Origin of the sequence: Streptomyces sp. NBC_01089 (assembly GCF_045162975.1) — a bacterium.
Classification (GTDB): domain Bacteria; phylum Actinomycetota; class Actinomycetes; order Streptomycetales; family Streptomycetaceae; genus Streptomyces.
Window position 1 is genome coordinate 5,873,279 of record NZ_CP108660.1, and the last position, 26,680, is coordinate 5,899,958.

Below are 26,680 nucleotides of genomic sequence, written 5' to 3' on the forward strand. Positions count from 1 at the left end.
GACTTTCGTACCTGTCGTATCGCTCACGGAGTTACTCACGGAATTGCTCACGGAATTGCTCACGGAGTCGAGAATCCTCCACCGCTCAGCCTGGTACCAGAGTCTCCTTATCCTGGTACCAGGAGTACCTGGCAATGGGCTGCCCGGTACGGCACCCTGGGACCATGACCACAGTGGCGCCGGAGACCGACGTACGCCGACACGAACTGGCCGACTTCCTGCGCAGTCGCCGCGAGCGCATCACACCCGAGCAGGCGGGGCTGCCGCGCGGGGCCAGACGCCGGACGCCGGGGCTGCGCCGCGAGGAGGTCGCCCAGCTCTCCGCGGTGGGCGTCACCTGGTACACGTGGCTGGAGCAGGCCCGCGACATCACGGTCTCCCCGCAGGTGCTCGACGCCATCGCCCGTACACTCCTGCTCGATCTGCACGAGCGCGCGCATCTCTTCTCGCTGGCCGGTGCGGTCGACCCGTCGCCCGGCGCGATCTGCCCCTCCATCACCCCGGCGCTCTCGTCGCTGATCGAGCAGCTCGACCCGTTCCCCGCCTGCATCCAGAACAGCCGCTACGACATCCTCGCGTACAACAGGACGTACGGGCGGCTGCTCTGCGACCTCGACGCCGTCGCCCCCGAGGACCGCAACTGCATGCTGCTCTCCTACACGAACGAGGACTGGCGGTCGTCGGTCGTCGACCTCGACGCCATGTGCCGGGTGATGGCCGCCAAGTTCCGCGCGTCGATGGCCGGGCACCTCGCCGAGCCCGCCTGGAAGACGCTGCTCAAGCGGCTGGAAGCGGCTTCGCCCGAGTTCCGCGAGATCTGGGCACGGCACGAGATCGTCGGCCCCGGCAGCCGGACGAAGCGGTTCCACAACCGGCACGTCGGGGCGCTGCTCGTGGACCACACCGACCTCTGGCTCGGCCCGGCGGCCGGCCCCCGCCTGGTCTCGTACGTACCGGCCAACGACGAGTCCAGGGAACGGCTTGAGCGGCTCTACGCGTTGGCGTCCGCCACCGTCTGAGCCGTCTCGGGTGCGTCGAGCCGCTCCGCGGTACGCCGTGCCGAGCGCTGTGCCCACTTCCCGCTGGTCAGCAGCCCGAAGACGAGTACGGCCAGACCGCAGCCCGTGATGATCCACCAGGCGGTACGGCTGGCTCCGGCGAAGCCCGCCGTGTGGGTGGAGCCGCTCACCCCCGAGGCCAGCACGGCCCCGATCACGGCGACACCCAGCGTCGAGCCGATCTGCCGGCTGGTCGACGCGACGGCCGCCGCGACCCCGGCCTGTGCGCGGGGCATCCCGGAGACGGCGGTGTTGGTGATCGGCGCGTTCACCATGCCGAAGCCGATACCGAACAGCACATAGCCGGTGAAGAGCAGCGCGGTGTGCTTCTCCGCGTCGAGCACCGCGAAGACCAGACCGCTCAGCGCCATCGCCACACCCGCGACCAGCAGCGAGATCCGCGGCCCGCGGTTGCCCACCAGCCGTCCCGACAGCGGGGCGCAGAGGAAGGTCAGCACCGCCATCGGCAGCATGTACAGACCGGCGTGCAGCGCGGACAGACCGCGGACGTCCTGGAGATAGAGCGTGTTCAGGAAGAGGAAGCCGCCGAGCGCCGCGAAGCCGCACACCGCGATGACGGTGGCCCCGCTGAACGGCGCGCTGCGGAAGAAGCGCAGGTCGATCAGTGGTTCGGCGCGCCTGGGCTCGTACAGCAGCAGTCCCGCGAGCGCCAGCAGGGCCACCCCGGCGAAGGACAGGATCAGCGGTGAGGTCCACCCGGACGACGGCGCCTCGATGATCGCGTACGTCACCGAGCCCAGCAGCGCGATGACGAGCAGCTGGCCGACCGGGTCCGGCCTGCGGCCCTTCGGGGCCCGCGACTCCGGTACGTAACGCCAGGTGAGCAGCAGCGCGGCCAGGCCCACCGGCAGATTGATCCAGAAGATCGAGCGCCAGCCCACCGAGTCCACCAGGAGACCGCCGACGATCGGCCCCGCCGCCATCGAGATCCCGACGACGCCGCCCCAGACACCGATGGCGCGGGCGCGTTCGCGCGGTTCGGTGAAGGTGTTGGTGATGATCGACATCGCCACCGGGTTGAGCATCGAGCCGCCGATGGCCTGCACCATCCGGAAGACGACCAGCGACTCCAGATTCGGGGCGATGGAGCAGAGCGCGGAGCCGAGGGTGAATATCACCAGCCCCGCCATGAAGACTCTGCGCCGGCCGATCCGGTCGGCCGTCGACCCGGCGAGCATCAGCAGCGAGGCCAGGACCAGGGTGTAGGCGTCGATCGTCCACTGGAGTCCGGAGACCGACGCGTGCAGCTCCTTCTGCATCGAAGGGAGGGCGACGTTCAGGACGGTGTTGTCGAGGCTGACGATCAGCAGGCTCATGCAGCAGATCGCGAGCACCAGCATCCGCCGGCGATGGTTGAGCTCGGGCATATATGAATAGTACGGTTAACTAACGACTTCGGTGTACGCGGCAAGCGGTACAGGGCGCGTCGTACGCGACAATGGGTCCATGACCACGCTCTCCATCGGCCCGCACTCCGTGCAGCCGCCCGTCGTGCTCGCCCCCATGGCGGGTATCACCAACGCCCCCTTCCGTACTCTCTGCCGTGAATTCAGCGGCGGGAAGGGCCTGTTCGTGAGCGAGATGATCACGACACGGGCGCTGGTGGAGCGCAACGCCAAGACCATGCAGCTGATCCACTTCGACAAGACCGAGACGCCGCGCTCGATCCAGCTGTACGGAGTGGATCCGGTCACGGTCGGCAAGGCCGTCCGCATGATCGTGGACGAGGACCTCGCCGACCACATCGACCTGAACTTCGGCTGCCCGGTCCCCAAGGTCACCCGCAAGGGCGGCGGCTCGGCGCTCCCGTTCAAGCGGCCGCTGCTGCGCGCGATCCTGCACGAGGCGGTCTCCAACGCGGGCGCGCTCCCCGTCACCATCAAGATGCGCAAGGGCATCAACGACGACCACCTCACCTATCTCGACGCGGGCCGGATCGCGGTGGACGAGGGCGTCACGGCCGTCGCACTGCACGGCAGGACCGCGGCCCAGCACTACGGCGGGACGGCCGACTGGGACGCCATCGCCCGGCTCAAGGAGCACGTCCCGGAGATCCCCGTCCTCGGCAACGGCGACATCTGGTGCGCGGACGACGCGCTGCGGATGATGCGCGAGACCGGCTGCGACGGCGTGGTCGTGGGGCGCGGCTGCCTGGGCCGGCCCTGGCTCTTCGCCGACCTGGTGAGCGGCTTCGAGGGGACACCGGTCCGGCAGGCGCCGGCGCTGCGTGAGGTCGCGGCGGTCATGCTGCGGCACGCGACGCTGCTGGGGGAGTGGATCGGCGACGAGAAGCGTGGCGTGATCGACTTCCGCAAGCATGTGGCCTGGTATCTGAAGGGGTTCTCGGTCGGCTCCGAGATGCGCAAGCGGCTCGCCGTCACCTCGTCGCTGGACGAGCTGGGCAGCCAGCTGAACGAGCTGGACCTGGACCAGCCGTGGCCGGACGGCGCGGACGGGCCGCGCGGGCGGACCTCGGGCAACAACCGGGTCGTGCTCCCCGACGGCTGGCTGAAGGATCCGTACGACTGCTCGGGCGTGAGCGCGGAGGCCGAACTCGACACGTCGGGCGGCTGAGGCCGCCTCCTCATCCCCTGAGTCTCCGCCCCTCGCCCCCCGCTCATAAGAGCACGGGCGAGGGGCGGAGGTCTTTTCCCAGCGGAGAGCGCGAATCCGTGGCCTGTGCCCCGATGCGGGCGCGGCACTGAGTGCACGCTGCACCGCTTTCCGGTGAGGCATGTCCGCCTGACGGTTCAGAGGGGTCCGCATAGTGGCCTCAGGGCCGGGCGAGTGGCGTGATTCTCGCCACCTCTGATCGCGGTGTTGCTCAGATGAGCGATTAAACCTGGGGTGTACTTCTCAAAGGCTGGCACTGGGTGCCAGTCGTCAATCGTTCCCGCTGTGAACCCGATATCGCCAAGCGTGGCCGAAACTGCGCACGAGTGGCTACGTACCGCTGTGATGCCTTCAAGAGTTGAACCAACGGGCTGTTGAAGGCGCCTCTCGCGATCGCTTTCGATCTGCTGGCAGACGAGTGGTTACGGCCGTACGACGACCAGGTGGACGTACCCAGGAGCCTTCGATCTGGGTATGTTCCTCGCCGTCAGGGCAGCCAGTCCGCGAGGAGTCGAGTCCCGTGCCGGAATCGAAGAACGCAGAACCCCACGTAACTCAGGCGCAAGCGCCGCAGAAGTTCGTTTATGACTTCACCGAAGGCAACCGCACCCTCAAGGACCTGCTCGGCGGGAAGGGTGCGAACCTCGCCGAGATGACCAACCTCGGTCTGCCCGTCCCTCCGGGCTTCACCATCACCACCGAGGCGTGCAAGACCTACCTCGACAGCGGTGACGAGCCCGTCGAACTCCGCGACGAGGTCAGTGCGCACCTCGCCGCCCTGGAGAAGACGATGGGCAAGAAGCTCGGCCAGGCCGACAACCCGCTGCTCGTCTCGGTCCGTTCGGGCGCCAAGTTCTCCATGCCGGGCATGATGGACACCGTCCTGAACATCGGCCTCTCGGACAAGTCCGTGACCGGTCTCACCAAGCAGTCCGGCGACGAGCGCTTCGCCTGGGACTCCTACCGCCGCCTCATCCAGATGTTCGGCAAGACCGTCCTCGACGTCGACGGCGAACTCTTCGAGGAGGCCCTGGAGGCCGCGAAGAAGGCCAAGAAGGTCAGCGTCGACACCGATCTGGAAGCCGGCGACCTGAAGAAGCTGGTCACCCGCTTCAAGAAGATCGTCAAGGAGTCCGCCGGCCGGGACTTCCCGCAGGACCCGCGCGAGCAGATGGACCTCGCCATAAGGGCCGTCTTCGAGTCGTGGAACACCGACCGCGCCAAGCTCTACCGGCGCCAGGAGCGCATCCCCGGTGACCTCGGCACCGCGGTCAACATCTGCTCGATGGTCTTCGGCAACCTCGGCCCCGACTCCGGTACGGGGGTCGCCTTCACCCGCGACCCGGCCAGCGGGCACCAGGGCGTCTACGGCGACTACCTGCAGAACGCGCAGGGCGAGGACGTCGTCGCGGGGATCCGCAACACCGTGGCCCTCGCCGATCTGGAGCAGATCGACAAGAAGTCGTACGCCCAGCTCATGCAGATCATGGAGACCCTGGAGACCCACTACAAGGATCTCTGCGACATCGAATTCACCATTGAGCGCGGCCAGTTGTGGATGCTCCAGACCCGGGTCGGCAAGCGCACCGCGGGCGCCGCGTTCCGGATCGCCACCCAGCTCGTCGACCAGGGGCTCATCGACGAGGCCGAGGCGCTCCAGCGGGTCAACGGCGCGCAGCTCGCGCAGCTGATGTTCCCGCGCTTCGACGACACCGCGAAGGTCGACAGGATCGGGCGGGGCATCGCGGCATCGCCGGGCGCCGCGGTCGGCAAGGCGGTCTTCGACTCGTACACCGCGATCAAGTGGTCGCGCTCGGGCGAGAAGGTCATCCTGATCCGCCGCGAGACCAACCCGGACGATCTCGACGGCATGATCGCGGCCGAGGGCATCCTGACCTCGCGCGGTGGCAAGACCTCGCACGCGGCCGTGGTGGCGCGCGGCATGGGCAAGACCTGTGTCTGCGGCGCCGAGGAGATCGAGGTCGACACCAAGCGCCGCCGGCTGACCGCGCCGAACGGTGTGGTCGTCGAGGAGGGCGACGTCGTCTCGATCGACGGCTCGTCGGGCAAGGTGTACGCGGGTGAGGTGCCGGTCGTCCCGTCGCCGGTCGTCGAGTACTTCGAGGGCCGGATGCACGCGGGCGCCGACGACGCGGACGAACTGGTCGAGGCCGTCCACCGGATCATGGCGTACGCGGACCGGCGCCGCCGGCTGCGGGTGCGGGCCAACGCGGACAACGCCGAGGACGCCCTGCGCGCCCGGCGGTTCGGCGCCCAGGGCATCGGGCTCTGCCGCACCGAGCACATGTTCCTCGGCGAGCGCCGCGAGCTGGTCGAGCGGCTGATCCTGGCCGACACGGACGACGAGCGCGAGAAGGCGCTCGGCGCGCTGCTGCCGCTCCAGAAGAAGGACTTCATCGAGCTGTTCGAGGCGATGGACGGGCTCCCCGTCACGGTCCGCCTCCTCGACCCGCCGCTGCACGAGTTCCTCCCGGACATCACCGAGCTGTCGGTGCGCGTCGCCCTCGCCGAGTCCCGCAAGGACGCCAACGAGAACGACCTGCGCCTCCTCCAGGCCGTGCACAAGCTCCATGAGCAGAACCCGATGCTGGGGCTGCGCGGGGTGCGTCTCGGGCTTGTCATCCCGGGCCTGTTCGCCATGCAGGTACGGGCCATCGCCGAGGCGGCGGCCGCCCGCAAGGCCGCCAAGGGCGACCCGCGCGCGGAGATCATGATTCCGCTGGTGGGCACGGTCCAGGAGCTGGAAATCGTCCGCGAGGAGGCCGACCGGGTCATCGCGGAGGTGGAGGCCGCCACGGGCACGGAGCTGATACTGACCATCGGCACCATGATCGAACTGCCCCGCGCCGCACTGACGGCGGGCCAGATCGCCGAGGCCGCGCAGTTCTTCTCGTTCGGCACGAACGACCTCACGCAGACGGTCTGGGGCTTCTCGCGCGACGACGTGGAGGCGTCGTTCTTCACCGCGTACCTGGAGAAGGGCATCTTCGGCGTCTCCCCGTTCGAGACGATCGACCGTGACGGTGTCGGCTCCCTGGTCCGCAGCGCCTGCGAAGCGGGCCGTGCGACCCGCCCCGACCTCAAACTGGGGGTCTGCGGCGAACACGGAGGCGACCCGGAGTCGGTGCACTTCTTCCACCAGGTGGGCCTGGACTACGTCTCGTGCTCGCCGTTCCGCATCCCGGTGGCGAGGCTGGAAGCGGGCCGGGCCGCGGCCCAGTCGGACGGCAGCGACAGCCGCTGAACCCCCCGGAGCCGCCGTCGGGTTCACCCTGACCCTCACCGACCCCGCCGGCGGCCCGGGCGCAACAACGGAAGGGGCGGCACCCGTGCGGGGATGCCGCCCCTTCTGGGGTGCGGGGGAGGTCTGTTGTGTGAGGGCGGGGACGGGGCGTCGCGTAAGGGTTATCCGTGTGCCTTCGCCATGGCTGCCGCCGCCTTGATCACCACATCCGGGCGGTCGGTCGGGATCTCGTGTGAGCTGCCCTTCGCGACGGTGTACGTCCGGTTGGCGGCGGCCTTCGCGAACCGGGTCTGGGCGTTCCGCCACAGCTGGGCGTCCTCGGGGGTGTCGAAGGGCGTCGTCGACGACGCGATCACCGTCGCGGGGACGCTCTTCGGCCAGGAGATCTGTTGGTACGCGTGGTGCATCGGGCCGTAGTTGTCCGCCGTGGCCAGCAGTTGACGGATGGGCTTCGTCGAGACCTGGCCGTCCAGCTGTGCCACCTGCGCCTGGTTGGCGGCCTCGATCCGCGCCGTTTCGCTGTCCGTGTAGAAGTCCGGCAGGCTGGCGTCGAGGAGGACGGCGCCCGAGAGCCACTTCGGGTGCTTCTTCGCGAAGTACGTGGCGACCTCGCCCGCCTGGGAGTGCGAGACGAGAACCACGTCATGGGTGGCGCCCAGCTTCGTGAGGCCGGCCTCCAGGTCGGAAGCGGCGTTCTCCGCGTTCCAGGCGCCGACGACCTCGTCGCTCTTCCCGATGCCGGCCCGGTCGTACGTGATGATCTCGGATCCGGTCTTCCTGGCCAGGGCAGGCGCGATCTTCTGCCACTGCGACGAGTCCTCACCGCCGCCCGCGTCCAGGACGATGGCCGGCAGGTGGCCGGGCGTGACGTGGAAGGCCAGCTTGTGGCCGTTGTTCGCAATCATGTGGAGCGAAGAACCCGCGGTGGCGGTCGCCGACGGCCGGCTCGACGCGGCCGGCGCGTCCGCGGCGGAAGCGGTGGAGTTCCCGCAGGCCACCAGGGCCCCGGTCACGACCGTGGCCAGGGCCGCTGTCGCGAACACTGCCGTACGGCGGCGCGGTGTCGTGCGTGCACTCATGGGCTGGCTCCTGAAGGGTGAGTACCGTGCGCCGACCGGTTCGGGACCGGCTTTCGGCTCTTTCGGCGGGTTCTGGTGAACGCCTTCAGTCTTGTCGGACCCCGGCCGCCGGGCGATGGGGCTGCCGGGTGAGTGCGGGTGTACCTGAACCCGGACCCCGGGTGGTGCTGGCCCCCCGGCGGAAGGGGCCGGAACCGCCCGGTCAGTCGTCGATCCCCGACCGCTCCACGCCCGCCACGATGTGCCGCTGCAGCAGCAGGAACACCAGCAGCAGCGGCACGATCGACACCGCCGCCGCGATGAACAGCTCGTGGAGATTGACCACCTGGCCGGTGGTGAAGGTCGAGAGCGCCACCTGTACCGTCCACGCGCTCTTGTCCTGGCCGATGACCAGCGGCCAGAGGAAGGCGTTCCACGCGCCGATGAAGACGATCGTGCCGACCGCCGCGAAGACCGGGGCCGAGTTCGGGACCACGATGCGCCAGTACGTACGCCAGTAGCCGAGGCCGTCGACCTTCGCCGCGTCCTCCAGTTCCTGCGGGAAGCCCAGGAAGTACTGGCGGAAGATGAAGCACGCGAACGCCGAGAAGAGCGTCGGGATGATCAGGCCGCGCAGGGTGGAGATCCAGCCGAGCGTGGAGACCAGCACGAAGCTCGGTACGAACGTCACCGCCGCCGGGACCATCAGGGTGCCGAGGATCGCGTAGAACACCTTGTTCGCGTGGCGGTACGGGATACGGGCCAGGCCGTACCCGGCCAGTGACGCCAGCAGGACCGTGCCGAGGGTGGTGGTCACCGCGATCAGGGCCGAGTTCAGCAGGGAGCGGGCCATCGGGACCGCCGGGTCGTCGAACAGCTCGCGGAGGTTCGACCACTGGAGGTGCGACGGGAAGAACGTCCACGCGGGTGAGGTGATGTCCTGCTCGGTGGAGAGCCCGTTGCGCAGCAGCAGATAGAACGGGATGAGGAAGAGCGCCGCGAGCGCGATCAGCAGCACGGTGCGCAGCGCGCGCCCCGCCCTGACCAGGGCATCGTCGCGGCGGGCGGTGCCGGAGCCGCGGCCGGTGCGGTGGGCCGTGCCGGTGCGGCGTGCCGTGCCGGTGCGGCTGCGGGCGCCTGCTCCGGTGCGGGTGCCGGTGCCGGTGCCTGCTCCGGTGTCGGTGCTGCTGCCGCTGCCGGTTCGGGTGCCGGTGTCTGCGCCGGTTCGGGTGCGGGGCATGTCAGTCCTCCGTCCTGCCGAGCCCGAACCACCGGGCCTGGACGATCGTCACCACCGCGATGATCAGGGCGAGAATGACCGCCCCCGCACTGCCGAGACCGAGGTTCTGGCCCTGCCCGAGCGCCGTGTAGTAGAGGTACACGAGCGGTGGCCGCGCGTACGGCGGATAGCCCCTGGCGTCACTCAGCAGGTTGTAGAACTCGTCGAACGCCTGGAACGCGTTGATCACGAGCAGCAGCACCACCGCGACCGATGTCGCCCGCAGCTGCGGGAACGTGATGTGCCGGAAGACCTGCCAGCCCGGCCGCGCACCGTCGACGGCGGCCGCCTCGTACAACTGCGGTGCGATCCGCTGGAGTCCGGCGAGGAACAGCACCATGTAGAAGCCCGCCTGGAGCCAGAGCCGCAGCGTCACGATCACCAGCCAGTACCAGGGCGGGTGGGTCGTCGAGAGCCATGCGGTCTGGTCGGTGCCGAACCAGCCGAGCACGGTGTTGGCCAGCCCGAACCTGACCCCGTTGAAGAGCGAGAGCTTCCAGATCATCGACGCCACCACATACGAGCAGGCAGCCGGGAGGAAGAAGACCGAGCGGAAGAAGGACTGCGCGAACCGCAGCCGGTTCACCATCAGGGCCAGGGCGAGCGACAGCGCGTACGTTGCCGGGACGATGAACAGCGAGAAGACCGCGAACGTCCACAGGCTGGAGGTGAACGCGCCGTCGGTCAGCATCGACCTGTAGTTGTCGAGACCCACGAAGTCGGTCGGCGAGACCGTGTTGTGGGCGTCGAAGAAGCTCAGATAGAGGCTCCACAGCAGCGGTACGTACGTGAAGAGCGCGAGGCCGGCGGCGAAGGGGCCGACGAAGACCCAGAACCAGAGCGTGCGGTGTCTCACTGATCCCTCACTGATCCCTCATGCGCTGGTCCCCGTGCGCTGATCGCTCATGCGCTGATCGCTCATGCGCCGATCGCCGATCCCTCATGACTTCTTCTGTACCCGCTGGAGCTCGCTGTTGGTCTTGCGTACGACCGCCCTGACCTCGGTCTCCGCGTTGGCGCCGTCCTTGATGATCCGGTTGAGGGCGTCCTGGTACGCGACCTGGCAGGCGGGCGTCCACAGCAGCGGCTGGGCCCAGCCGCTGTCGGTCGCGTACCCGACCGCGTCCGCCGCCGCCCCCTCCCGCAGCTTCGCCGCCTTCTTCGCGAGGGAGATCCGGGCCGGGATATGGAACCCGTACGAGAGCGCGAAGTCCTCCTGGTACGCGGTCCGGTCGATCCACAGCCACTTGGCGAACGCCTTGGCGTCGGCCCGGTGCTTGCTGCGCGCGCTGACCGCCGAGCTGTACGCCCCGACCGGGACCGATGGCTTGCCGGCCGGGCCGTCCTTCGGGAAGGGCAGGACGCCGAAGTCGTCGCCCAGCGCCTTCTTGACCGCCGGGAGCGCCCACAGGCCGCACCACTGCATGGCGGTGAGGCCCTGGACGAGCGCCGACGGGTCGGACCAGTCGGCCGGCGCACCGAGCAGCAGTGACTTGTCGGCGTACAGCCGGTGGAACTTGGCCAGGGTGCGGGCCGCCGCCGGGTCGTCGAAGCCGTTTTTCCCGTCCTCGGTGACGAGGCTGAGCCCGGCCGCGTAGAGCGGGGTGCCGCCGAGGACGCCCGCGCCGCCGTCGTTGCCGAGGAACAGGCCCTTGACCTTCTTGTCGGTCAACGCCTTCGCCGTGTCGACGAGTTCGTCGAGCGTGCGCGGCGGCTGGACGTTCGCGTCCTTGAGCAGGCTCTTGCGGTAGTAGAGGAGCTGGGTGTCGATGGTCTGGGGGACGCCCCAGATCTTCCCGCCGTACGTCTTCGGCGCGAGCACCGCCTGGTTGAAGTCGGCCTTCACCCCGTCGAAGAGGTCGGTCAGATCGACCACTTGGCCGCCCTGGATCTGGTCCAGGGTGGGGCCGTTGACCTCGAAGACGTCCGGGCCCGACGAGGACAGCAGCGCGGCGGCGGTCTGCTGGTCGTAATTGCCGGGCCGCCACTGGATCTTGACGGTCGCCTTGCGGTAGGCGTCCGCGTACCGCCGCACGGCCTGCTCGGTCCCGGCCTCGCCGTACTGGTGGTACCACTGCTGGAGCGTGGGCCCGCCGCCGCCCGAATTCCCGCCGTCCCGGCCGGTGTTGGACCCGCACGCGGCGGCGAGGGCCCCGGTGAGTGCGAGGCTGCCACTGGTGGCGAGCAGTCGCCTGCGGCTGATGGTCATGGTGGGTCCCCCTGGCTCCGGTCGGGCGTCGTGCGTCGGATCTCCCGTTGTACGCCCCAACGATCAACCATGGTGCGGGATTGCGACAGGGGTGTTGCACGGGGATGTCGGCCCGGCCGGAACGGTTTTCCGCGGGACGCCGGATGCCGGATGCCGGACGCCGGATGCCGACCGACTGGTCGGCATCACGTCACGATCCAGGGCTGACGGGTGGAGCTGAACGGGGGAGGGGCGACTGACGGAAGGGGGGCCGGGAGCGACGACGGGCGGGAAAGGCGCGGGATACGGGGGGAGGCGCGGGAGACGGGAGAGGCGCGGGAAGAGGCCGAGGTCAGCCTCCGCCGCCCCTGGTCCCGCCCGTGCCCAGGCTGTCGAGGCCCGCGTACGTCACGCCGGTGAGCTGCTCGGACGCCGTCCAGAGCCGCTCGCCCGCCACATCGTTGGTCGTCCACTTCGCCCGCCAGGAAGGTCCCGGGCCCCCGCGCCAGCCGAGGAACCTGGGGCCGGTGAAGGAATCGGGCAGGACGCAGGGTGCGGTGGCCGCGTAGAGGGTGGGCAGCGCGCCTGTCTCGGCGGACTGGGCGAACACGCGGTTCCCCAGCTCCACCGCCCGCTCCGCCCCCGTGCGGCCCTCCATCCGCACCCCCGCCGTCTGGAGATTGGTGGCCGCGTAACCAGGGTGCGAAGCGGCCGCGACCAGGCCGGACCCCGCGGTGACGAGGCGCCGCGTCAGCTCATGGACGAAGAGCAGATTCGCGGTCTTGGAGCGGCCGTAGGCGACCCAACGGCGGTAGTTCCGCTCGCTGTTGAGGTCGTTGATGTCGATGTTGGAGAGGGCGTGGAGCCCACTGGACACACTCACCACCCGGGCGTCCGGGGTGTCGAGCAGCTTCGGGACGAGCAGCCCGGTCAGGGCGAAGTGCCCGAGGTGGTTCACGCCGAACTGTGTCTCGAACCCGTCGGCGGTCGTCCCGTACGGCAGGGCCATGACGCCCGCGTTGTTGATGAGCAGATCGAGCCGCTCGGCCCGGACGGCCGACGCGAACTCCCGCACGGACGACAGGTCCGCGAGATCCAGCCGTACGAACGCGACGTCCGCGCCGGGTACGTCGGCCCGGATCGTGGCTTCCGCCTCTCTGCCCCGGGTCTCACTGCGGCAGGCGAGGATCACCCGTGCACCGCGCCGGGCCAGCTCGCGGGCGGTCACGAGGCCGATGCCGCTGTTGGCCCCGGTGACCACTGCCGTACGCCCGCTCTGATCGGGAATCTCGCTCGTGTTCCAGACCTTGGTCATGGTTCCAGCGTACGACCGGAGCGGCGTCAGGCGGCCGCGCCTATGCCGGCGGGGCCACCAGCGTGGCCGACTGGTGTGCGCGCCGTAGTGCGTCCGCGATGAATCCGGCGGCCTTCAGTTCCTCGACGAGGTCGCGGAGGAACCGGACCGTCTCCGGCCCGCGGGTCCTGGTCGTGCCCACCGCCTGTCTGATCTCCATGAACCGGTCCTCGATCAGCCGGACTTCGGGGTGGCCCGCGACGTATTCGGTCAGCGGCTGCCTGATGCCGGCCGCCGCTTCCAGGTCCTGGGCGCGGAAGGTGTCGACTCCTTCGTCGCCCCGTACGACGCTCGCGTGCCGGAGGGTCCTGGTGAGGAAGAGGTCGTAGGCGGAGCCGCGCTTCACGCCGATGCGTACGCCTGCCCGGTCGACGTCGGCGGCCGTGGCCAGGGGCGATTCGCGCGGTACGGCGAAGACGCCCTCGATCACGACGTACGGGGCGGTGAAGGCGACTTCGGCCTCCCTGGCGGGTTCGACGGCCAGGAAGCAGATGTCGGCGTGGCCCGCCGCCATCGCCTCGTACGACTTCCGCGCCGCGTCGAAGCAGAGCAGCTCCACCGGCACGCCGAGCCGGGCGCCGATCTCCCGCGCGATGTCCACCGTGACCCCGGACGGCGCGGCCGGTAGACCCTGGGCGAGTACCGGATTGCCCAGATTGATCGAGGCCCGCAGGGTGCCTGCGGGCGCCAGATCCTGGGTGAGGGCAGCGGTGGCGATGGTCATGCGGCGGAGTGTAGGGCACGTCCGCCGGGACCCACACTTGACCTCAACCGCGCTTGATGTATGACGCTCTGGCCATGGACATCACCACGCACCCCTTGAAGCTGACCGTCGTCATCGCCAGCAACCGCACCGGCCGTTTCGGCCCCACCATCGCCGACTGGTTCCTCTCCCGCGCCCGGCTCCGTACCGACCTCGCCGTCGATGTGGTCGACCTCGCCGAAGTCGAACTCCCCACCGCGCTCTCCTACGATCCGCCGCCCGCGGTGCGCGATGTGCTCGGCGAGGTCACCCCGCGGCTGGACTCGGCCGACGCCTTCGTCGTCCTGACCCCCGAGTACAACCACTCCTTCCCCGCGTCGCTCAAGAACCTCATCGACTGGCACTACGGCCAGTGGCAGGCCAAGCCGGTCGCGTTCGTCTCGTACGGCGGGATCTCCGGCGGGCTGCGCGCGGTCGAGCAGCTGCGGCAGGTGTTCGCCGAGCTGCACGCGGTCACCGTCCGCGACACGGTGAGCTTCCACAACGCGCACGGCCACTTCGACGAGGACGGTACGCACAAGGACCCCGAAGCGCCCGACGGGGCGGCCAAGGTCATGCTCGACCAGCTCGTCTGGTGGGGGCTGGCGCTGCGGGAGGCGAAGACGGTCCGCCCGTACGGCGGCTGACCGGGCCGGTTCGCCGATGGGGGCCGCTCCGGCGGGCGGGTGTGGAGTGTGGGGTGTGGGGTGCCGGGTGTGGTTGGGCCGTGCGCGGCCGGTCCCGTCAGCGGTCGCCCAGCGCCCGCGCCACGCCGTTCTCGTGGGGGCCGAGGAAGTGCGGGTCCGGCTTGAACACGGCGTCCAGGGCCGCCTTCCCGGCCGCCAGGACTTCCCGGGCGCCCCCGTAGTACCAGGTCACATCGTGGGTGTCGGTCGCGCCGACGCCGTACGAATCGATGCCGGCCGACCGGCAGAGCGCGATGGCCCTGCGGATGTGGAAACCCTGGCTGACCAGGACGGCCCGGCGCACCCCGAACACCTTCCTGGCCCGCACGCACGAGTCCCAGGTGTCGAAGCCGGCGAAGTCGCTGACCACTCCGGCGTCCGGCACCCCGTGCCGGACGAGATAGGCCCGCATCGCGTCCGGCTCGTCGTAACCGGTCCGGCTGTTGTCGCCGGTGACCAGCACCACCTTCACCGTGCCCGCCCGGTACAGACCGGCGGCCGCGTCGAGCCGGTGCGCGAGGTACGGGGACGGCTTGCCCTGCCACAGCCCCGCGCCGAAGACCACGGCCACATCGGCGGCCGGGACATCGGCCGTCGTCCGTATCCGGTCACCCGCGACGGCGAACATCCAGGTCGCGGGGGCGAGCGCCAGCACACAGCCGAGCATGACGGCCTGCACGGCGAGGCGCCGGCCGCGCCGGGTCCTGGGCAGCCGCAGCTTCGACAGCGGCCACCTCGACAGCGGCCACCTCGACAGCGGCCACCTCGACAGCGGCCACCTCGGCAGCCGCACCCGGGGCAGCCGCAGCCGCACCCGTCGTACGCGGGGCAGCGCGGGTCTGTGCATGGGGGAGCCTCCCGACGCCCAATGTGGCCGAGTGCGGCCGAGTCCGGCCGAATCCGTCTGTCGGAAGGTCGGACGCACAAAGGGAGACGTCCGGTTCGCTCACCGCAGCGTGTACGTCAGATGCGTCACGCCGTCCCCCTCGGTCACCGTGGGCCCCTCCAGCGCGCGCGGCACGCTCTGCAGGTTGTCGAGGAAGCGCACGCCCGCGCCGAGCAGCAGCGGCACCAGGTCGATCTGCAGCTCGTCCAGCAGCCCGGCGTTGATGCACTGCTGGGTCAGCTCCGCGCTGCCGATGGTGACCGTCTTCCCGCCCGCCGTCGCCCTGGCCTGCGCGATGGCGCTCTCCAGGCCGTCGGTGACGAAGGTCAGCGGGGTGTCCGCGCGGGGCCAGCCGTCCGGGATGCTGTGGCTGACGACGATCACCGGCTTGCCCATGGGATGTCCGCCGATCCAGCCACCCGAGTCCTCGAACGTACGCCGCCCGTAGACCAGCACCCCGATCTCCTCCATGGCGCGGTTCAGCCGCTGCGCGCTGGCCTCCGACACCTGGAAGGTCATGTCCGGGTCGGCGGTCCTGACCGTGACGTCCCCGCCGCCGTACCAGCGGAACAGCTGATCGATCCCGTCGGAGGGATGGGAGACGAACCCGTCCAGCGACATGGACATGTTGGCTGTCACCTTGGCCATCGGTTCTCTCCGCTCTGCTCGGCCGTCCTGGCTCCACGTCGTTGTTCCCACGCGCTTCCTGCGTTCCGCGGCCCGTGCCTGTCGTCCCTCTCGCCCCTCGCCCCTCGTCCCGCGTCTTCCGTCCCTCGTCCCACGGTCCTCCGATACCGGCCGTCCGGCGACCCGGAGCCTCCGCACGTACTCTGCGCCCCCACCCTCCCGACCGGCCGTCTCCTGAACCGCCGCCTGGCGGGCCCGGCCGCGTCCGGGGCCCGTGACTCAGTACTGTCGGAGCATGGAAGGCACCACGTACACCCCGACCGACTGCGAGCGCTGGGACACCGAGCCGGACAAGAGGCCGGGCCGTACCGCCTTCCAGCGCGATCGCGCACGCGTGCTGCACTCCGGTGCCCTGCGCCGGCTCGCGGGCAAGACCCAGGTGGTCACCCCCGGCTCGTTCCCGCAAGGGGGTGGCGCCGTCCGGGCGGGCGAGACCGCGTTCCAGATCTGGGACTCGAGCCCGCGCACCCGGCTCACACACTCCCTGGAATGCGCCCAGGTCGGACGGGAACTCGGCGCCGCGCTCGGCTGCGACCCCGATCTCGTCGAGACCGCCTGCCTCGCCCACGACCTGGGCCACCCGCCGTTCGGACACAACGGCGAACTGGCCCTCAACGACTTCGCCGCGGACTGCGGCGGCTTCGAGGGCAACGCCCAGTCGCTGCGCCTGCTCACCCGTATCGAACCCAAACGGTTCGTCCGCTCGCCGGAGACCGGGGAGCAGGTCAGCGTCGGACTGAACCTCACCCGCGCCGCCCTCGACGCGGCCACCAAGTACCCGTGGCCGCGCGGCGCCCACCCCACCGAGCCGGGCTCGGTGAAATTCGGGGTGTACGAGGACGACCTGCCCGTCTTCGACTGGGCCAGGAGCGGGGCCCCGGCCCACCGCAAGTGTTTCGAGGCCCAGGTCATGGACTGGTCCGACGACGTCGCGTACTCCGTGCACGACGTCGAGGACGGGCTGCACGCCGGACACATCGACCCCCGCTGTCTGACCTCCGGGCCCGAGCGGGACGCCATCATGGCGGTGGCCGTCGGACGTTACGTACCGGCCGACACCGACCCCGCCGAGCTCACCGACGCACTCGACGGCCTCCTCGCCCAGGAGTGGTGGCCGCACGGCTACGACGGGAGCGCCGTCGCACAGGCCCGGCTGAAGGACGCCACCAGCCAGCTCATCGGCCGGTTCTGTCTGGCGGCCGAGAGCGCCACCCGCGCCTCGTACGGCACGGGACCGCTCACCAGATACGCGGCGGAACTCGTCGTGCCACGCCGGGCACGGCTGGAGTGCGCCGTCCTCAAGGCCGTCGCCGACCGCTATGTGATGCAGCGCGAGGAGCAGGAGCGGCTCCGCATCGACCAGCGCGTCGTGCTCGCCGAACTGGCCGACGCGCTCACGGCCCGCGCACCCGAAGGGCTCGACCCGCAGTTCCGGGCCCTGTTCGAAGCGGCATCCGGCGAACGCGGACGCAAACGTGTGATCGTCGACCAGATCGCCTCACTCACGGACACCGCCGCGCGCTCGCTGCACGCGCGGCTGACCACCCGTCACTGAGGATGACCGCCCGCGGCACGCCCGCCCTGCCACCAGCGGCACGCCCGCCCTGCCACCAGCGGTACGCCCCGCCGCCCGCCGTACGGGTAGCGATCCCGCGGGGCATGCCATCATGACCGGCCATTCCTGACCGTGCGTGAGCCTCAACACCTCACACCTCTTCCCCCATCACACTCCGTGCGGGACGCTCGCAAGTGGCGCCAGCACTACAAGGAGGCATCAAGTGGTCGACGCACATCTGACGTTCGTCATCATCGGCGGCGGGCTCGCGGGGGCGAAGGCCGCCGAAACCCTGCGGACCGAAGGGTTCGCGGGCCGCGTGATTCTCATCGGCGACGAACGCGACCACCCCTACGAACGCCCGCCCCTGTCCAAGGGCTTCCTGTCCGGCAAGGAAGAGCGCGACAGCGTCTACGTCCACGAGACGGCCTGGTACGCACAGGCGGACATCGAGCTCCATCTGGGCCAGACCGTCGTCTCCATCGACCGCGAGGTCAAGGTCGTACGCCTCGGTGACGACACCGCCATCCACTACGACAAGCTGCTGCTCGCGACCGGCGCCGAGCCGCACCGCCTGGACATCCCCGGCACCGACCTCGCGGGCGTCCACCATCTGCGCCGTCTCGCCCACGCGGACCGGCTGCGGAACGTCCTGGCCTCACTCGGCCGGGACAACGGCCATCTGGTGATCGCCGGAGCCGGCTGGATCGGGCTTGAGGTCGCCGCAGCGGCGCGCGGTTACGGGGCCGAGGTCACCGTCGTCGAAGCCCAGCAGACCCCGCTGCACTCGGTCATCGGTCCCGAACTCGGCCAGATCTTCACCGATCTGCACGCCGAGCACGGCGTCCGCTTCCACTTCGGCGCGCGCCTCACCGAGATCACCGGCCAGGACGGCATGGTCCTGGCCGTCCAGACCGACGACGGCGAGGAGCACCCGGCGCACGACGTCCTCGCCGCGATCGGCGCCGCGCCCCGCGTCTCGCTCGCCGAGGCCGCGGGCCTCGAACTGGTCGAGCGGGCGGCAGGCGGCGGTATCGCCGTCGACTCGTCGCTGCGCACATCCGACCCCGACATCTACGCGGCGGGCGACGTCGCGGCCGCCCGGCACCCGCTGCTGGGCAGCCGGCTGCGCGTCGAGCACTGGGCGAACGCGCTCAACGGCGGCCCGGCGGCGGCCCGCGCGATGCTCGGCCAGGGCGTGGCGTACGACCGGATCCCGTACTTCTTCTCCGACCAGTACGACCTGGGCCTGGAGTACTCGGGCTGGGCGCCGCCCGGCTCGTACGACCAGGTGCTCATCAGGGGCGACGCGGGGAAGCGGCAGTTCATCGCCTTCTGGATGAAGGACGGCCGGCTGCTGGCCGGGATGAACGTCAATGTGTGGGACGTCACCGAACAGCTCCAGCGGCTGATCCGCTCCGGCGCGACGCTGGACCCCGAGGCGCTCTCGGACCCGTCGGTGGACCTGGCCACGCTGGCCACCTGAGGGCCCGCCGTCGCGGTCGGGCCGGGCGGGACAGCGCGGGCGGCCCCCGGGCGACCCCGGGGCGGGGCCGCCCGGGGGCCTGGCCGATGGGGCTGCCTGATGGCTGCCGATGGCTGTCCGGGACCTGCCCGGTGGCTGTCCGATGGCCGCCCGGGGCCTGCCCGATGACTGTCCCGTCGGCTGTCCGGTCGGCCGTCCCGTCCGCCGTCCCGTACGGAGTGTCCGAGCAGGACCGTAGACTTCACCCGTGGCAGGCAGGATCAACGATGACGACGTGAAGGCGGTCCGGGACGCGGTCCCGATCGACGCCGTCGTGTCCGAGTACCTCCAGCTGCGGAACGCGGGCGGCGGGAATCTGAAGGGGCTCTGCCCCTTCCACGACGAGAAGTCCCCCTCCTTCCAGGTGAGCCCGGGCAAGGGCCTCTTCCACTGCTTCGGCTGCCAGGAGGGCGGGGACACCCTCGCCTTCATCATGAAGATCGACCACCTCTCCTTCACCGAGGCGGTCGAGCGGCTCGCGGGCACCGCAGGCATCACCCTCCGGTACGAGGAGGGCGGGTACACCCCGAACAGCCAGCGCGGCGAGCGCATCCGGCTGGTCGAGGCGCACAAGGCGGCCGCCCAGTTCTACGTCGAGCAGCTCGACAGCGCCGAGGCCGAGATCGGCCGGAAGTTCCTCGCCGAGCGCGGTTTCGACCAGGCCGCCGCCACCCACTTCAGCGTCGGCTACAGCCCGGCGGGCTGGGACCATCTGACCCGCTACCTGCGCGGCAAGGGCTTCACCGACAAGGAACTCATCACCTCGGGCCTCTCCCAGGAGGCCCGCGGCGGCAAGCCCATCGACCGCTTCCGCGGCCGGCTGATGTGGCCGATCCGCGACATCAGCGGCGAGGTCGTCGGCTTCGGCGCGCGCAAGCTCCGCGACGACGACAACGGGCCGAAGTACCTCAACACCCCCGAGACGTCGATCTACAAGAAGTCCCAGGTGCTCTACGGCATCGACCTGGCCAAGAAGGAGATCGCCAAGTCCAGCAGAGCCGTCGTCGTCGAGGGGTACACCGACGTCATGGCCTGCCACCTGGCCGGGGTGACCACCGCCGTCGCCACCTGCGGCACGGCCTTCGGCACCGACCACATCAAGATCCTCCGCCGGCTGCTGATGGACAACGGCAGCGCCCGCGTGATCTTCACCTTCGACGGTGACGCGGCCGGGCAGAAGGCCGCGCTGCGGGCCTTCGAGGACGACCAGAAGTTCGCGGCCGAGACCTATATCGCCATCGCGCCCGACGGGATGGACCCCTGCGACCTGCGGCTGGCCCAGGGCGACGAATCGGTGCGCGGCCTGGTCGAACCGCGCACCCCGCTCTTCGAGTTCGCACTCCGCCAGATCATCTCGCGCTACGACCTGGAGACCCCGGCGGGCCGGGCGACGGCACTCGACGAAGCGGCGCCCGTGGTGGCCCGGATCAAGAACAGCGCCTCGCAGCACGAAGTGGCCGTACAGCTGGCCGGCATGGTCGGCATCCTCGACACCCAGTTCGTGGTCAAGCGCATCAGCCAGCTCGCCCAGTGGGCGCGCGGCCGGGGCAACGCACCGGGGCCGTCGCGCGGCGGCCGCCCCCCGCAGCAGCAGCCCGAGGCCCCGCGCCCCCCGTCGAGCGGCCCGGCGCTCCACCTCCGCAGCCCCGCCCACCGCACCGAACGCGAACTGCTGAAGCTGGCGCTGCAGCGCCCCGAGCTGGTCTCCCCGGCCTTCGACGCCTACGGGGCCGACGAGTTCACCGCCCCGCCGTACGCCGCCGTACGCGAGGCGATCATGGAGGCGGGCGGCGCCGACGAGGGCATCACCGACTCCTTCGAGTACCTCACCCGGGTCCGCGCCGCAGCGCCGAACGACACGGTCAGAGCCGTGGTCACCGAGCTGGCCGTGGAGCCGATCATGCGCCGTACGGTCGACGAGCTGTACGCGGGCGAGCAGCTGGTCCACGTCAGGCTGCGCGCCGTCGACCGGCGGATCACGGACGTCCAGGGCACACTGGCGCGGGCCTCCACCCAGGGCGACGCGGAGCAGTACGCGGCGGTCCAGAGCGAGTTGTGGACCCTCCAGCAGTACGGCCAGTCCCTGCGCAACCACGGCGCGGCCGCGCTCTGAGCCGCGCAGGGGTGCCGCGCTTGGGCTGAGCCGGCAGCCGCCACGGCTCGGAGCAGAGCAGAGCGTGTCGGTGCTCCCGGCCGCCCGCCGGTGGCGTTCCCGTAACCGCCGGGTCACGGACCGGACTCAGAAAGTCACCGCACACCCCTCGTGGGCGGGCTGTGTCGTGCCCCACACTGGACTGCGGTGCACTGGGCTGCGGTGCCTCGGAACTGCGGTGCCTCGGACCGAGCGGCAAACACCGGGGCGGGGCGGGGCGGCGTCGAGGGTCCGGTGCGCGCAGCTGCGGCGTTGCCGTCACCGACCGGCCGTGGGCCCCCGATCCGGCAGTCATCCTGGAGGCCGTCCCGTGCAGACCCGGACCCTGACCGAAACCGATGTGGCCCCGGCCGTCCCCCAGCAGGGCCTGCCCCCCGGCCACCCCGAGACCGTCCCCGGCCAGGGACCGGCCGTACCCAGGGCTGTCGTCGAGTACCCGGACGAGGAGCCCCCACCCGCGCGCACCCGAGCGGGGGCGGACACCGCAGGACCGTCGTCCGACCTCTTCCGCCAGTACTTACGGGAGATCGGCCGCATCCCGCTGCTCACGGCGGCCGACGAGGTGGAGCTCGCCCGCCGCGTCGAGGCCGGCCTCTTCGCCGAGGAACGGCTGGGGAGTTCGCCCGACCCTGACTCCGGCCTCGCCGTGGACCTGGACCGCCTGGTGGTGCTCGGCCGGATGGCCAAGCGCCGGCTGATCGAGTCCAACCTGCGTCTGGTGGTGTCCGTCGCCAAGCGGTACGTGGGCCGCGGGCTGACCATGCTCGACCTGGTCCAGGAGGGAAACCTCGGCCTGATCCGGGCGGTCGAGAAGTTCGACTACACGCGCGGCTACAAGTTCTCCACGTACGCGACCTGGTGGATCCGCCAGGCGATGTCCCGGGCCCTGGCCGACCAGGCCCGGACGATACGGGTGCCGGTCCATGTGGTCGAGCTGATCAACCGGGTGGTACGGGTCCAGCGCCGGATGCTCCAGGAACGCGGCTGCGAACCGACCCCGGAGGAGGTCGCCGCCCAGCTCGAACTCACCCCGGAACGCGTGGGGGAGGTGCTGCGGCTGGCCCAGGAACCGGTGTCCCTGCACGCCCCGGTGGGCGAGGAGGACGAGGTGGCGCTGGGCGACCTGATCGAGGACGGCGACGCGGCGTCCCCGGTGGAGTCGGCCGCGTTCCTGCTGCTGCGGCAGCACCTGGAGGCGGTGCTCTCCACACTGGGCGAACGCGAACGCAAGGTCGTCCAGCTCCGTTATGGCCTGGCGGACGGCAGACCCCGCACGCTGGAGGAGATAGGACGGATATTCGGGGTGACCCGGGAACGGATCCGCCAGATCGAATCCAAAACCCTGAACAAACTCCGCGACCACGCCTGCGCGGACCAACTGCGCGGCTACTTGGACTGAGACGGCTGCGGAACCCCAGTGCGGATTTCAGCCCCTCCGGCGTTTGAGGAGCGGGGTCCGGGGCGGAGCCCCGGTTACGGGGAGGGGAGGGGAGGGGAGGGGAGGGGAGGGGAGGGGAGGGGAGGGGAGGGGAGGGGAGGGGAACAGGCCCGCCGCAGGCGCCACCCACCCGCACCCGCACCGCACCCGCCCCCACACCCCAAAGCCACCGCCCCCCACCGGGGACCGGCCCCCCCCCCGGGACCGGACCCGGCCTAGTCCACCTCCACCACAGCCTGCGCGAACTGCGCCGCATAGAGCCGCGCATAAGCCCCATCCGCAGCGAGCAACTCCTCGTGCGACCCCTGCTCCACGATCGCCCCGCTCTCCATCACCAGAATCACATCCGCGTCCCGGATCGTGGAGAGCCGGTGCGCGATGACGAAGCTGGTGCGGCCGTGCGCCAGCCGGGCCATCGCCTTCTGGATCAGCACCTCGGTACGGGTGTCGACGGAGCTGGTCGCCTCGTCGAGCACCAGGATCACCGGATCGGAGAGGAAGGCCCGCGCGATCGTGATCAGCTGCTTCTCGCCCGCGCTCACCCCCGTACCCTCGTCGTCGATGACCGTGTCGTAGCCGTCGGGAAGCGTGCGGATGAACCGGTCGGCGTGGGCCGCCCGGGCCGCCTCCTCGACCTCCTCGCGGCTGACGGCGCGCGATGAGCCGTACGCGATGTTCTCCGCGATCGTGCCGCCGAAGAGCCAGGTGTCCTGGAGCACCATGCCGATCCCGGAGCGCAGCTCCTCACGCGTCATCCTGGCGATGTCGGTCCCGTCGAGCGTGATACGCCCGCCGGTCACCTCGTAGAACCGCATGAGCAGATTGACCAGCGTGGTCTTGCCCGCGCCGGTCGGTCCGACGATCGCGACGGTGTGCCCGGGTTCGACCGCGAGCGACAGATCGTCGATGAGCGGCTTGTCGGCCTCGTACCGGAAGGACACCTTCTCCAGCGAGATGCTGCCGCGAGCGGCCCCCGGCCGGTCGGCGACAACGGCTTCGGAGCCCGCACCGGATCCCACACCCGCACCGGATCCCGCCCCGGCGACCTCACCGTCCGGAGTCTGCTCCTCCGCGTCGAGCAGCTGGAAGATCCGCTCGGCGGACGCCACACCCGACTGCACCAGGTTCGCCATCGAGGCGACCTGGGTCAGCGGCTGCGAGAACTGCCGTGAGTACTGGATGAACGCCTGCACATCACCGATCGACAGCGTCCCGGAAGCGACCCGCAGCCCGCCGATGACCGCCACCAGCACATAGTTGAGGTTGGAGACGAACATCATCAGCGGCTGCATGATGCCGCTGTTGAACTGGGCCTTGAACCCGGCCTCGTACAGCGCGTCGTTCTGCTCGCGGAACGCCTCGGCCGACTCCTCCTGCCGCCCGAAGATCTTGACCAGGGCGTGCCCGGTGTACATCTCCTCGATATGGGCGTTGAGCTTGCCCGTGACCTTCCACTGCTGCACGAACTGCGGCTGCGACCGCTTGCCGACGCGCGTGGCCACCAGCACCGAGAGCGGTACGGTCACCAGCGCGACCAGCGCCAGGATCCAGGAGATCCAGAACATCATCGCCAGCACACCGATGATGGTGAGCAGCGAGTTCATCAGCTGACCCATGGTCTGCTGCATGGTCTGGCCGATGTTGTCGACGTCGTTGGTCGTCCGGCTGAGCACCTCACCGCGCTTCGCCTTGTCGAAGTACGACAGCGGCAGCCGCGAGAGCTTCGCCTGGATCTCCTCACGCATCCGGTACATGGCCTGGTTGATGATCCGGGCCGCGAGCCGGGTGGTGACGAGCATCAGCAGCCCCGCGCAGGCGAAGGCCGCGAGCGCGAGCAGCAGGATCTCGCCGACCTGCGAGAAGTCGATGCCCTTGCCCGGGGTGAAGTCCACACCGGAGAGCATGTCGGCCATCGCTCCCTGGCCCTTGGCGTGCAGACCCTTCAGGGCCTGCACCTTGGTCGTGCCTGCGGGCAGCTGTCTCCCGATGATCCCTGCGAAGATCAGGTCGGTCGCCCGGCCCAGGATCTTCGGTCCGACGACCGAGAGCGCGACGCTGCCGATGACGGCCACCAGCATCGTGAACAGCGCGGCACGGTCCTGCGCCAGCTGCCGCAGCAGCCGTTTGCCCGACCCCTTGAAGTCCATCGACTTCTGGGTCGGTCCTGCCATCATGCGTCCACCAGGACCGGCCATCAGGCTGCCTCCGCCTCGGTCAGCTGGGAGAGCACGATCTCCCGGTATGTCTCATTTCCGTCCATCAGCTCGTGGTGCCGGCCGGTGCCGACGACCCGGCCCTCGTCCATCACGACGATCCGGTCGGCATCGCGGATGGTCGAGACGCGCTGCGCGACGATCACCACGGTCGCCCGGGAGGTCTCGCGCCGCAGCGCGGTCCGCAGCGCCGCGTCGGTGGCGTAGTCCAGCGCCGAGAACGAGTCGTCGAAGAGATAGATCTCGGGCTGCTGCACCAGCGTCCTGGCGATCGCCAGCCGCTGCCGCTGCCCGCCGGAGACATTGGTGCCGCCCTGGGCGATCGGCGCGTTGAGCCCGCCTTCGAGCTTCTCCACGAAGCCCTTCGCCTGCGCCACCTCCAGCGCGTGCCACAGTTCCTCGTCGGTCGCGTCCGGGTTCCCGTACCGCAGATTCGTCGCGACGGTCCCGGAGAACAGATACGGCTTCTGCGGCACCAGGGACACGGTCTTCGCCAGCAGTACGGGGTCGAGGTCCCGCACATCGCTGCCGTCCACCAGCACCTCGCCGTCCGTGGCGTCGAACAGCCGGGGTACGAGCCCGAGCAGCGTCGACTTCCCGCTGCCGGTCGACCCGATCACCGCGGTCGTCTCACCGGGCAGCGCCTCCAGGGCGACCTCGCGCAGTACGGACGCCTCGGCGCCCGGGTACCTGAACCCGGCCCCGCGGATTTCCAGATGGCCGTGCCTGGCCAGTTCGGTGACGGGCTGCAGCGGCGGCACCACGCTGGAGTCGGTGCCCAGTACCTCCTGGATGCGCTCTGCACAGACCTCGGCGCGCGGCACCATCATGAACATGAAGGTGGCCATCATCACGGACATCACGATCTGCATCAGATAGGAGAGGAACGCGGTGAGCGCCCCGATCTGCATCGCGCCGCTGTCGATCCGGTGGGCACCGAACCAGACCACCGCGATCGACGACACGTTCACCACGGTCATCACCGTCGGGAACATCAGGGCCATCAGCCGCGCGGTCCCCAGGGACACGTCGGTCAGCTCGGTGTTGGCGCCCTTGAAGCGCTCCTTCTCGTACGCGTCCTTCACGAACGCGCGGATGACGCGGTTGCCGGTGATCTGCTCGCGCAGCACCCGGTTCACCGTGTCGAGCCTGACCTGCATCTTCCGGAAGAGCGGCCGCATCCGCCGGACGATCAGGGAGACCAGTACGAGCATGACCGGGACGACGGCGATCAGTACGAGCGAGAGCGGTACGTCCTGGCCGAGCGCCAGCACGATGGCGCCCACGCACATGATCGGCGCCGAGGCCATCAGGGTGAACGACATCAGGACCAGCATCTGGATCTGCTGGACGTCATTGGTCGTCCGGGTGATGAGGGAGGGGGCGCCGAAGTGCCCGACCTCGCGGGCGGAGAAGGACTGCACCCGGTCGAACACACCGGCCCGGATGTCCCGGCCGAGCGCGGAGGCGGTCCTGGCGCCGAAGTAGACGGCGCCCATGTTGCAGATCACCTGCACGACGCTGATGGCGATCATGAGCCCGCCGAAGCTCAGGATGTAACCCGAGTCGCCCTTCACGACACCGTTGTCGATGATGTCGGCGTTGAGCGTCGGCAGATAGAGGGTGGCGCAGGTCTGGAACAGCTGAAGCAGTGCCAGCAGAGCCATGGGTTTCTTGTACGGGCGCAAATAGGTCCGCAGGAGTGATATGAGCACGTGCAGTCTCTCGGTTCGGCGGTCCGGCGGGGCTTCCGGCAGGGCAGGGCAGGACGAGGCGGGGACGGTGTCCGGCCGTCCCAGTTTCCGGTACCGCGCAACCTGATACGAACTGTTTTCCTCAAGCCGAGGTCAAGAACGCGGCACCCAGGACGGCACACGGCACAGCGCACCCCGAACTCGGAGCCCCACGACCCCCTGCCTCTGCCCCGACCCCGCCCCTGCCTCTGCCCTCGCCACACACG

The 26,680-nt window shown here is 70.0% G+C and carries 19 protein-coding genes; 8 read left to right on the forward strand and 11 right to left on the reverse strand.

The window, feature by feature from the left end; genetic code table 11:
- The first annotated feature begins 164 nt into the window (after nt 1-164).
- Nucleotides 165-1,019, forward strand: coding sequence for a helix-turn-helix transcriptional regulator (locus tag OG510_RS26365; protein ID WP_406140034.1), 855 nt, complete (start codon nt 165-167; stop codon nt 1,017-1,019).
- On the opposite strand, the gene OG510_RS26370 is transcribed toward OG510_RS26365, so the two are convergent.
- Complete coding sequence (locus tag OG510_RS26370) at nt 992-2,446, reverse strand: MFS transporter (protein ID WP_406140036.1); 1,455 nt, start codon at nt 2,444-2,446, stop codon at nt 992-994. The genes OG510_RS26365 and OG510_RS26370 overlap by 28 nt on opposite strands.
- A 79-nt stretch (nt 2,447-2,525) precedes the next feature.
- Here OG510_RS26370 and dusB point away from each other — a divergent pair, with 79 nt between their 5' ends.
- Together dusB and ppdK are read left to right on the forward strand one after the other, a co-directional pair.
- Nucleotides 2,526-3,653: a tRNA dihydrouridine synthase DusB gene (gene dusB / locus OG510_RS26375; protein ID WP_406140037.1), complete on the forward strand. Its 1,128-nt coding sequence runs from the start codon at nt 2,526-2,528 to the stop codon at nt 3,651-3,653.
- Between the two features lie 559 nt (nt 3,654-4,212).
- Nucleotides 4,213-6,957 carry a pyruvate, phosphate dikinase gene (ppdK, locus tag OG510_RS26380; RefSeq protein ID WP_406140038.1) on the forward strand — a complete coding sequence of 915 codons (2,745 nt, stop codon included), beginning with the start codon at nt 4,213-4,215 and terminating at the stop codon, nt 6,955-6,957.
- A 161-nt stretch (nt 6,958-7,118) separates the two neighbouring features.
- Here the strand turns inward: ppdK and OG510_RS26385 are convergent, their stop codons facing one another.
- The 6 genes from OG510_RS26385 to OG510_RS26410 all read right to left on the reverse strand — a co-directional run bounded on the left by OG510_RS26385 (nt 7,119) and on the right by OG510_RS26410 (nt 13,560).
- Nucleotides 7,119-8,036 carry an alpha/beta fold hydrolase gene (locus tag OG510_RS26385; RefSeq protein WP_406140040.1) on the reverse strand — a complete coding sequence of 306 codons (918 nt, stop codon included), beginning with the start codon at nt 8,034-8,036 and terminating at the stop codon, nt 7,119-7,121.
- Nucleotides 8,037-8,238: 202 nt separating this feature from the next.
- The gene (locus OG510_RS26390) at nt 8,239-9,255 is read right to left on the reverse strand and encodes a carbohydrate ABC transporter permease (RefSeq protein WP_406140042.1); all 1,017 of its coding nucleotides are present in this window, start codon (nt 9,253-9,255) and stop codon (nt 8,239-8,241) included.
- A 1-nt stretch (nt 9,256) separates the two neighbouring features.
- A complete protein-coding gene (locus OG510_RS26395) occupies nt 9,257-10,150 on the reverse strand; it encodes a carbohydrate ABC transporter permease (RefSeq protein ID WP_406140044.1) in 894 nt (297 codons plus the stop codon).
- 84 nt (nt 10,151-10,234) lie between these two features.
- Nucleotides 10,235-11,503 carry an ABC transporter substrate-binding protein gene (locus tag OG510_RS26400; RefSeq protein WP_406140046.1) on the reverse strand — a complete coding sequence of 423 codons (1,269 nt, stop codon included), beginning with the start codon at nt 11,501-11,503 and terminating at the stop codon, nt 10,235-10,237.
- Nucleotides 11,504-11,834: 331 nt separating this feature from the next.
- Nucleotides 11,835-12,797, reverse strand: a complete 963-nt coding sequence (locus OG510_RS26405) for an oxidoreductase (protein ID WP_406140048.1) — start codon at nt 12,795-12,797, stop codon at nt 11,835-11,837.
- Nucleotides 12,798-12,837: 40 nt separating this feature from the next.
- Nucleotides 12,838-13,560 (reverse strand): transporter substrate-binding domain-containing protein, encoded by a 723-nt coding sequence (locus OG510_RS26410; protein ID WP_406140050.1) that lies wholly within the window; start codon nt 13,558-13,560, stop codon nt 12,838-12,840.
- A gap of 74 nt (nt 13,561-13,634) precedes the next feature.
- Between OG510_RS26410 and OG510_RS26415 the strand changes: the two genes are divergently transcribed.
- Nucleotides 13,635-14,225, forward strand: coding sequence for an NADPH-dependent FMN reductase (locus OG510_RS26415; protein ID WP_406140051.1), 591 nt, complete (start codon nt 13,635-13,637; stop codon nt 14,223-14,225).
- 97 nt (nt 14,226-14,322) lie between these two features.
- Here the strand turns inward: OG510_RS26415 and OG510_RS26420 are convergent, their stop codons facing one another.
- Nucleotides 14,323-14,931, reverse strand: coding sequence for a vancomycin high temperature exclusion protein (locus OG510_RS26420; RefSeq protein WP_406142568.1), 609 nt, complete (start codon nt 14,929-14,931; stop codon nt 14,323-14,325).
- 279 nt (nt 14,932-15,210) lie between these two features.
- A complete protein-coding gene (locus OG510_RS26425; RefSeq protein WP_164258710.1) occupies nt 15,211-15,798 on the reverse strand; it encodes a dihydrofolate reductase family protein in 588 nt (195 codons plus the stop codon).
- A gap of 274 nt (nt 15,799-16,072) precedes the next feature.
- Between OG510_RS26425 and OG510_RS26430 the strand changes: the two genes are divergently transcribed.
- The 4 genes from OG510_RS26430 (at nt 16,073) to OG510_RS26445 (ending at nt 22,468) form a co-directional block, all read left to right on the forward strand.
- The gene (locus tag OG510_RS26430; protein ID WP_406140052.1) at nt 16,073-17,392 is read left to right on the forward strand and encodes a deoxyguanosinetriphosphate triphosphohydrolase; all 1,320 of its coding nucleotides are present in this window, start codon (nt 16,073-16,075) and stop codon (nt 17,390-17,392) included.
- A gap of 223 nt (nt 17,393-17,615) precedes the next feature.
- Nucleotides 17,616-18,878 (forward strand): NAD(P)/FAD-dependent oxidoreductase, encoded by a 1,263-nt coding sequence (locus tag OG510_RS26435; protein WP_406140053.1) that lies wholly within the window; start codon nt 17,616-17,618, stop codon nt 18,876-18,878.
- Between the two features lie 247 nt (nt 18,879-19,125).
- Complete coding sequence (dnaG, locus tag OG510_RS26440) at nt 19,126-21,030, forward strand: DNA primase (protein ID WP_406140055.1); 1,905 nt, start codon at nt 19,126-19,128, stop codon at nt 21,028-21,030.
- 217 nt (nt 21,031-21,247) lie between these two features.
- Nucleotides 21,248-22,468: a sigma-70 family RNA polymerase sigma factor gene (locus OG510_RS26445; RefSeq protein WP_406140056.1), complete on the forward strand. Its 1,221-nt coding sequence runs from the start codon at nt 21,248-21,250 to the stop codon at nt 22,466-22,468.
- Between the two features lie 254 nt (nt 22,469-22,722).
- Here OG510_RS26445 and OG510_RS26450 read toward each other — a convergent pair whose 3' ends face one another.
- Nucleotides 22,723-24,702, reverse strand: coding sequence for an ABC transporter ATP-binding protein (locus tag OG510_RS26450; protein WP_406140057.1), 1,980 nt, complete (start codon nt 24,700-24,702; stop codon nt 22,723-22,725).
- Nucleotides 24,702-26,435 (reverse strand): ABC transporter ATP-binding protein, encoded by a 1,734-nt coding sequence (locus tag OG510_RS26455; RefSeq protein WP_406140059.1) that lies wholly within the window; start codon nt 26,433-26,435, stop codon nt 24,702-24,704. The genes OG510_RS26450 and OG510_RS26455 overlap by 1 nt, the downstream gene beginning before the upstream one ends.
- Nucleotides 26,436-26,680 lie beyond the last annotated feature (245 nt).

Coding starts and splice junctions, on each gene's coding strand:
- OG510_RS26415 (WP_406140051.1), top strand. CDS start 13,635: ATGGACATCACCACGCACCCCTTGAAGCTGACCGTCGTCATCGCCAGC.
- OG510_RS26385 (WP_406140040.1), bottom strand. CDS start 8,036: ATGAGTGCACGCACGACACCGCGCCGCCGTACGGCAGTGTTCGCGACA.
- OG510_RS26390 (WP_406140042.1), bottom strand. CDS start 9,255: ATGCCCCGCACCCGAACCGGCGCAGACACCGGCACCCGAACCGGCAGC.
- OG510_RS26430 (WP_406140052.1), top strand. CDS start 16,073: ATGGAAGGCACCACGTACACCCCGACCGACTGCGAGCGCTGGGACACC.
- OG510_RS26405 (WP_406140048.1), bottom strand. CDS start 12,797: ATGACCAAGGTCTGGAACACGAGCGAGATTCCCGATCAGAGCGGGCGT.
- OG510_RS26400 (WP_406140046.1), bottom strand. CDS start 11,503: ATGACCATCAGCCGCAGGCGACTGCTCGCCACCAGTGGCAGCCTCGCA.
- OG510_RS26370 (WP_406140036.1), bottom strand. CDS start 2,446: ATGCCCGAGCTCAACCATCGCCGGCGGATGCTGGTGCTCGCGATCTGC.
- OG510_RS26425 (WP_164258710.1), bottom strand. CDS start 15,798: ATGGCCAAGGTGACAGCCAACATGTCCATGTCGCTGGACGGGTTCGTC.
- OG510_RS26450 (WP_406140057.1), bottom strand. CDS start 24,702: ATGGCCGGTCCTGGTGGACGCATGATGGCAGGACCGACCCAGAAGTCG.
- OG510_RS26410 (WP_406140050.1), bottom strand. CDS start 13,560: ATGACCATCGCCACCGCTGCCCTCACCCAGGATCTGGCGCCCGCAGGC.
- OG510_RS26420 (WP_406142568.1), bottom strand. CDS start 14,931: ATGCTCGGCTGTGTGCTGGCGCTCGCCCCCGCGACCTGGATGTTCGCC.
- OG510_RS26365 (WP_406140034.1), top strand. CDS start 165: ATGACCACAGTGGCGCCGGAGACCGACGTACGCCGACACGAACTGGCC.
- dusB (WP_406140037.1), top strand. CDS start 2,526: ATGACCACGCTCTCCATCGGCCCGCACTCCGTGCAGCCGCCCGTCGTG.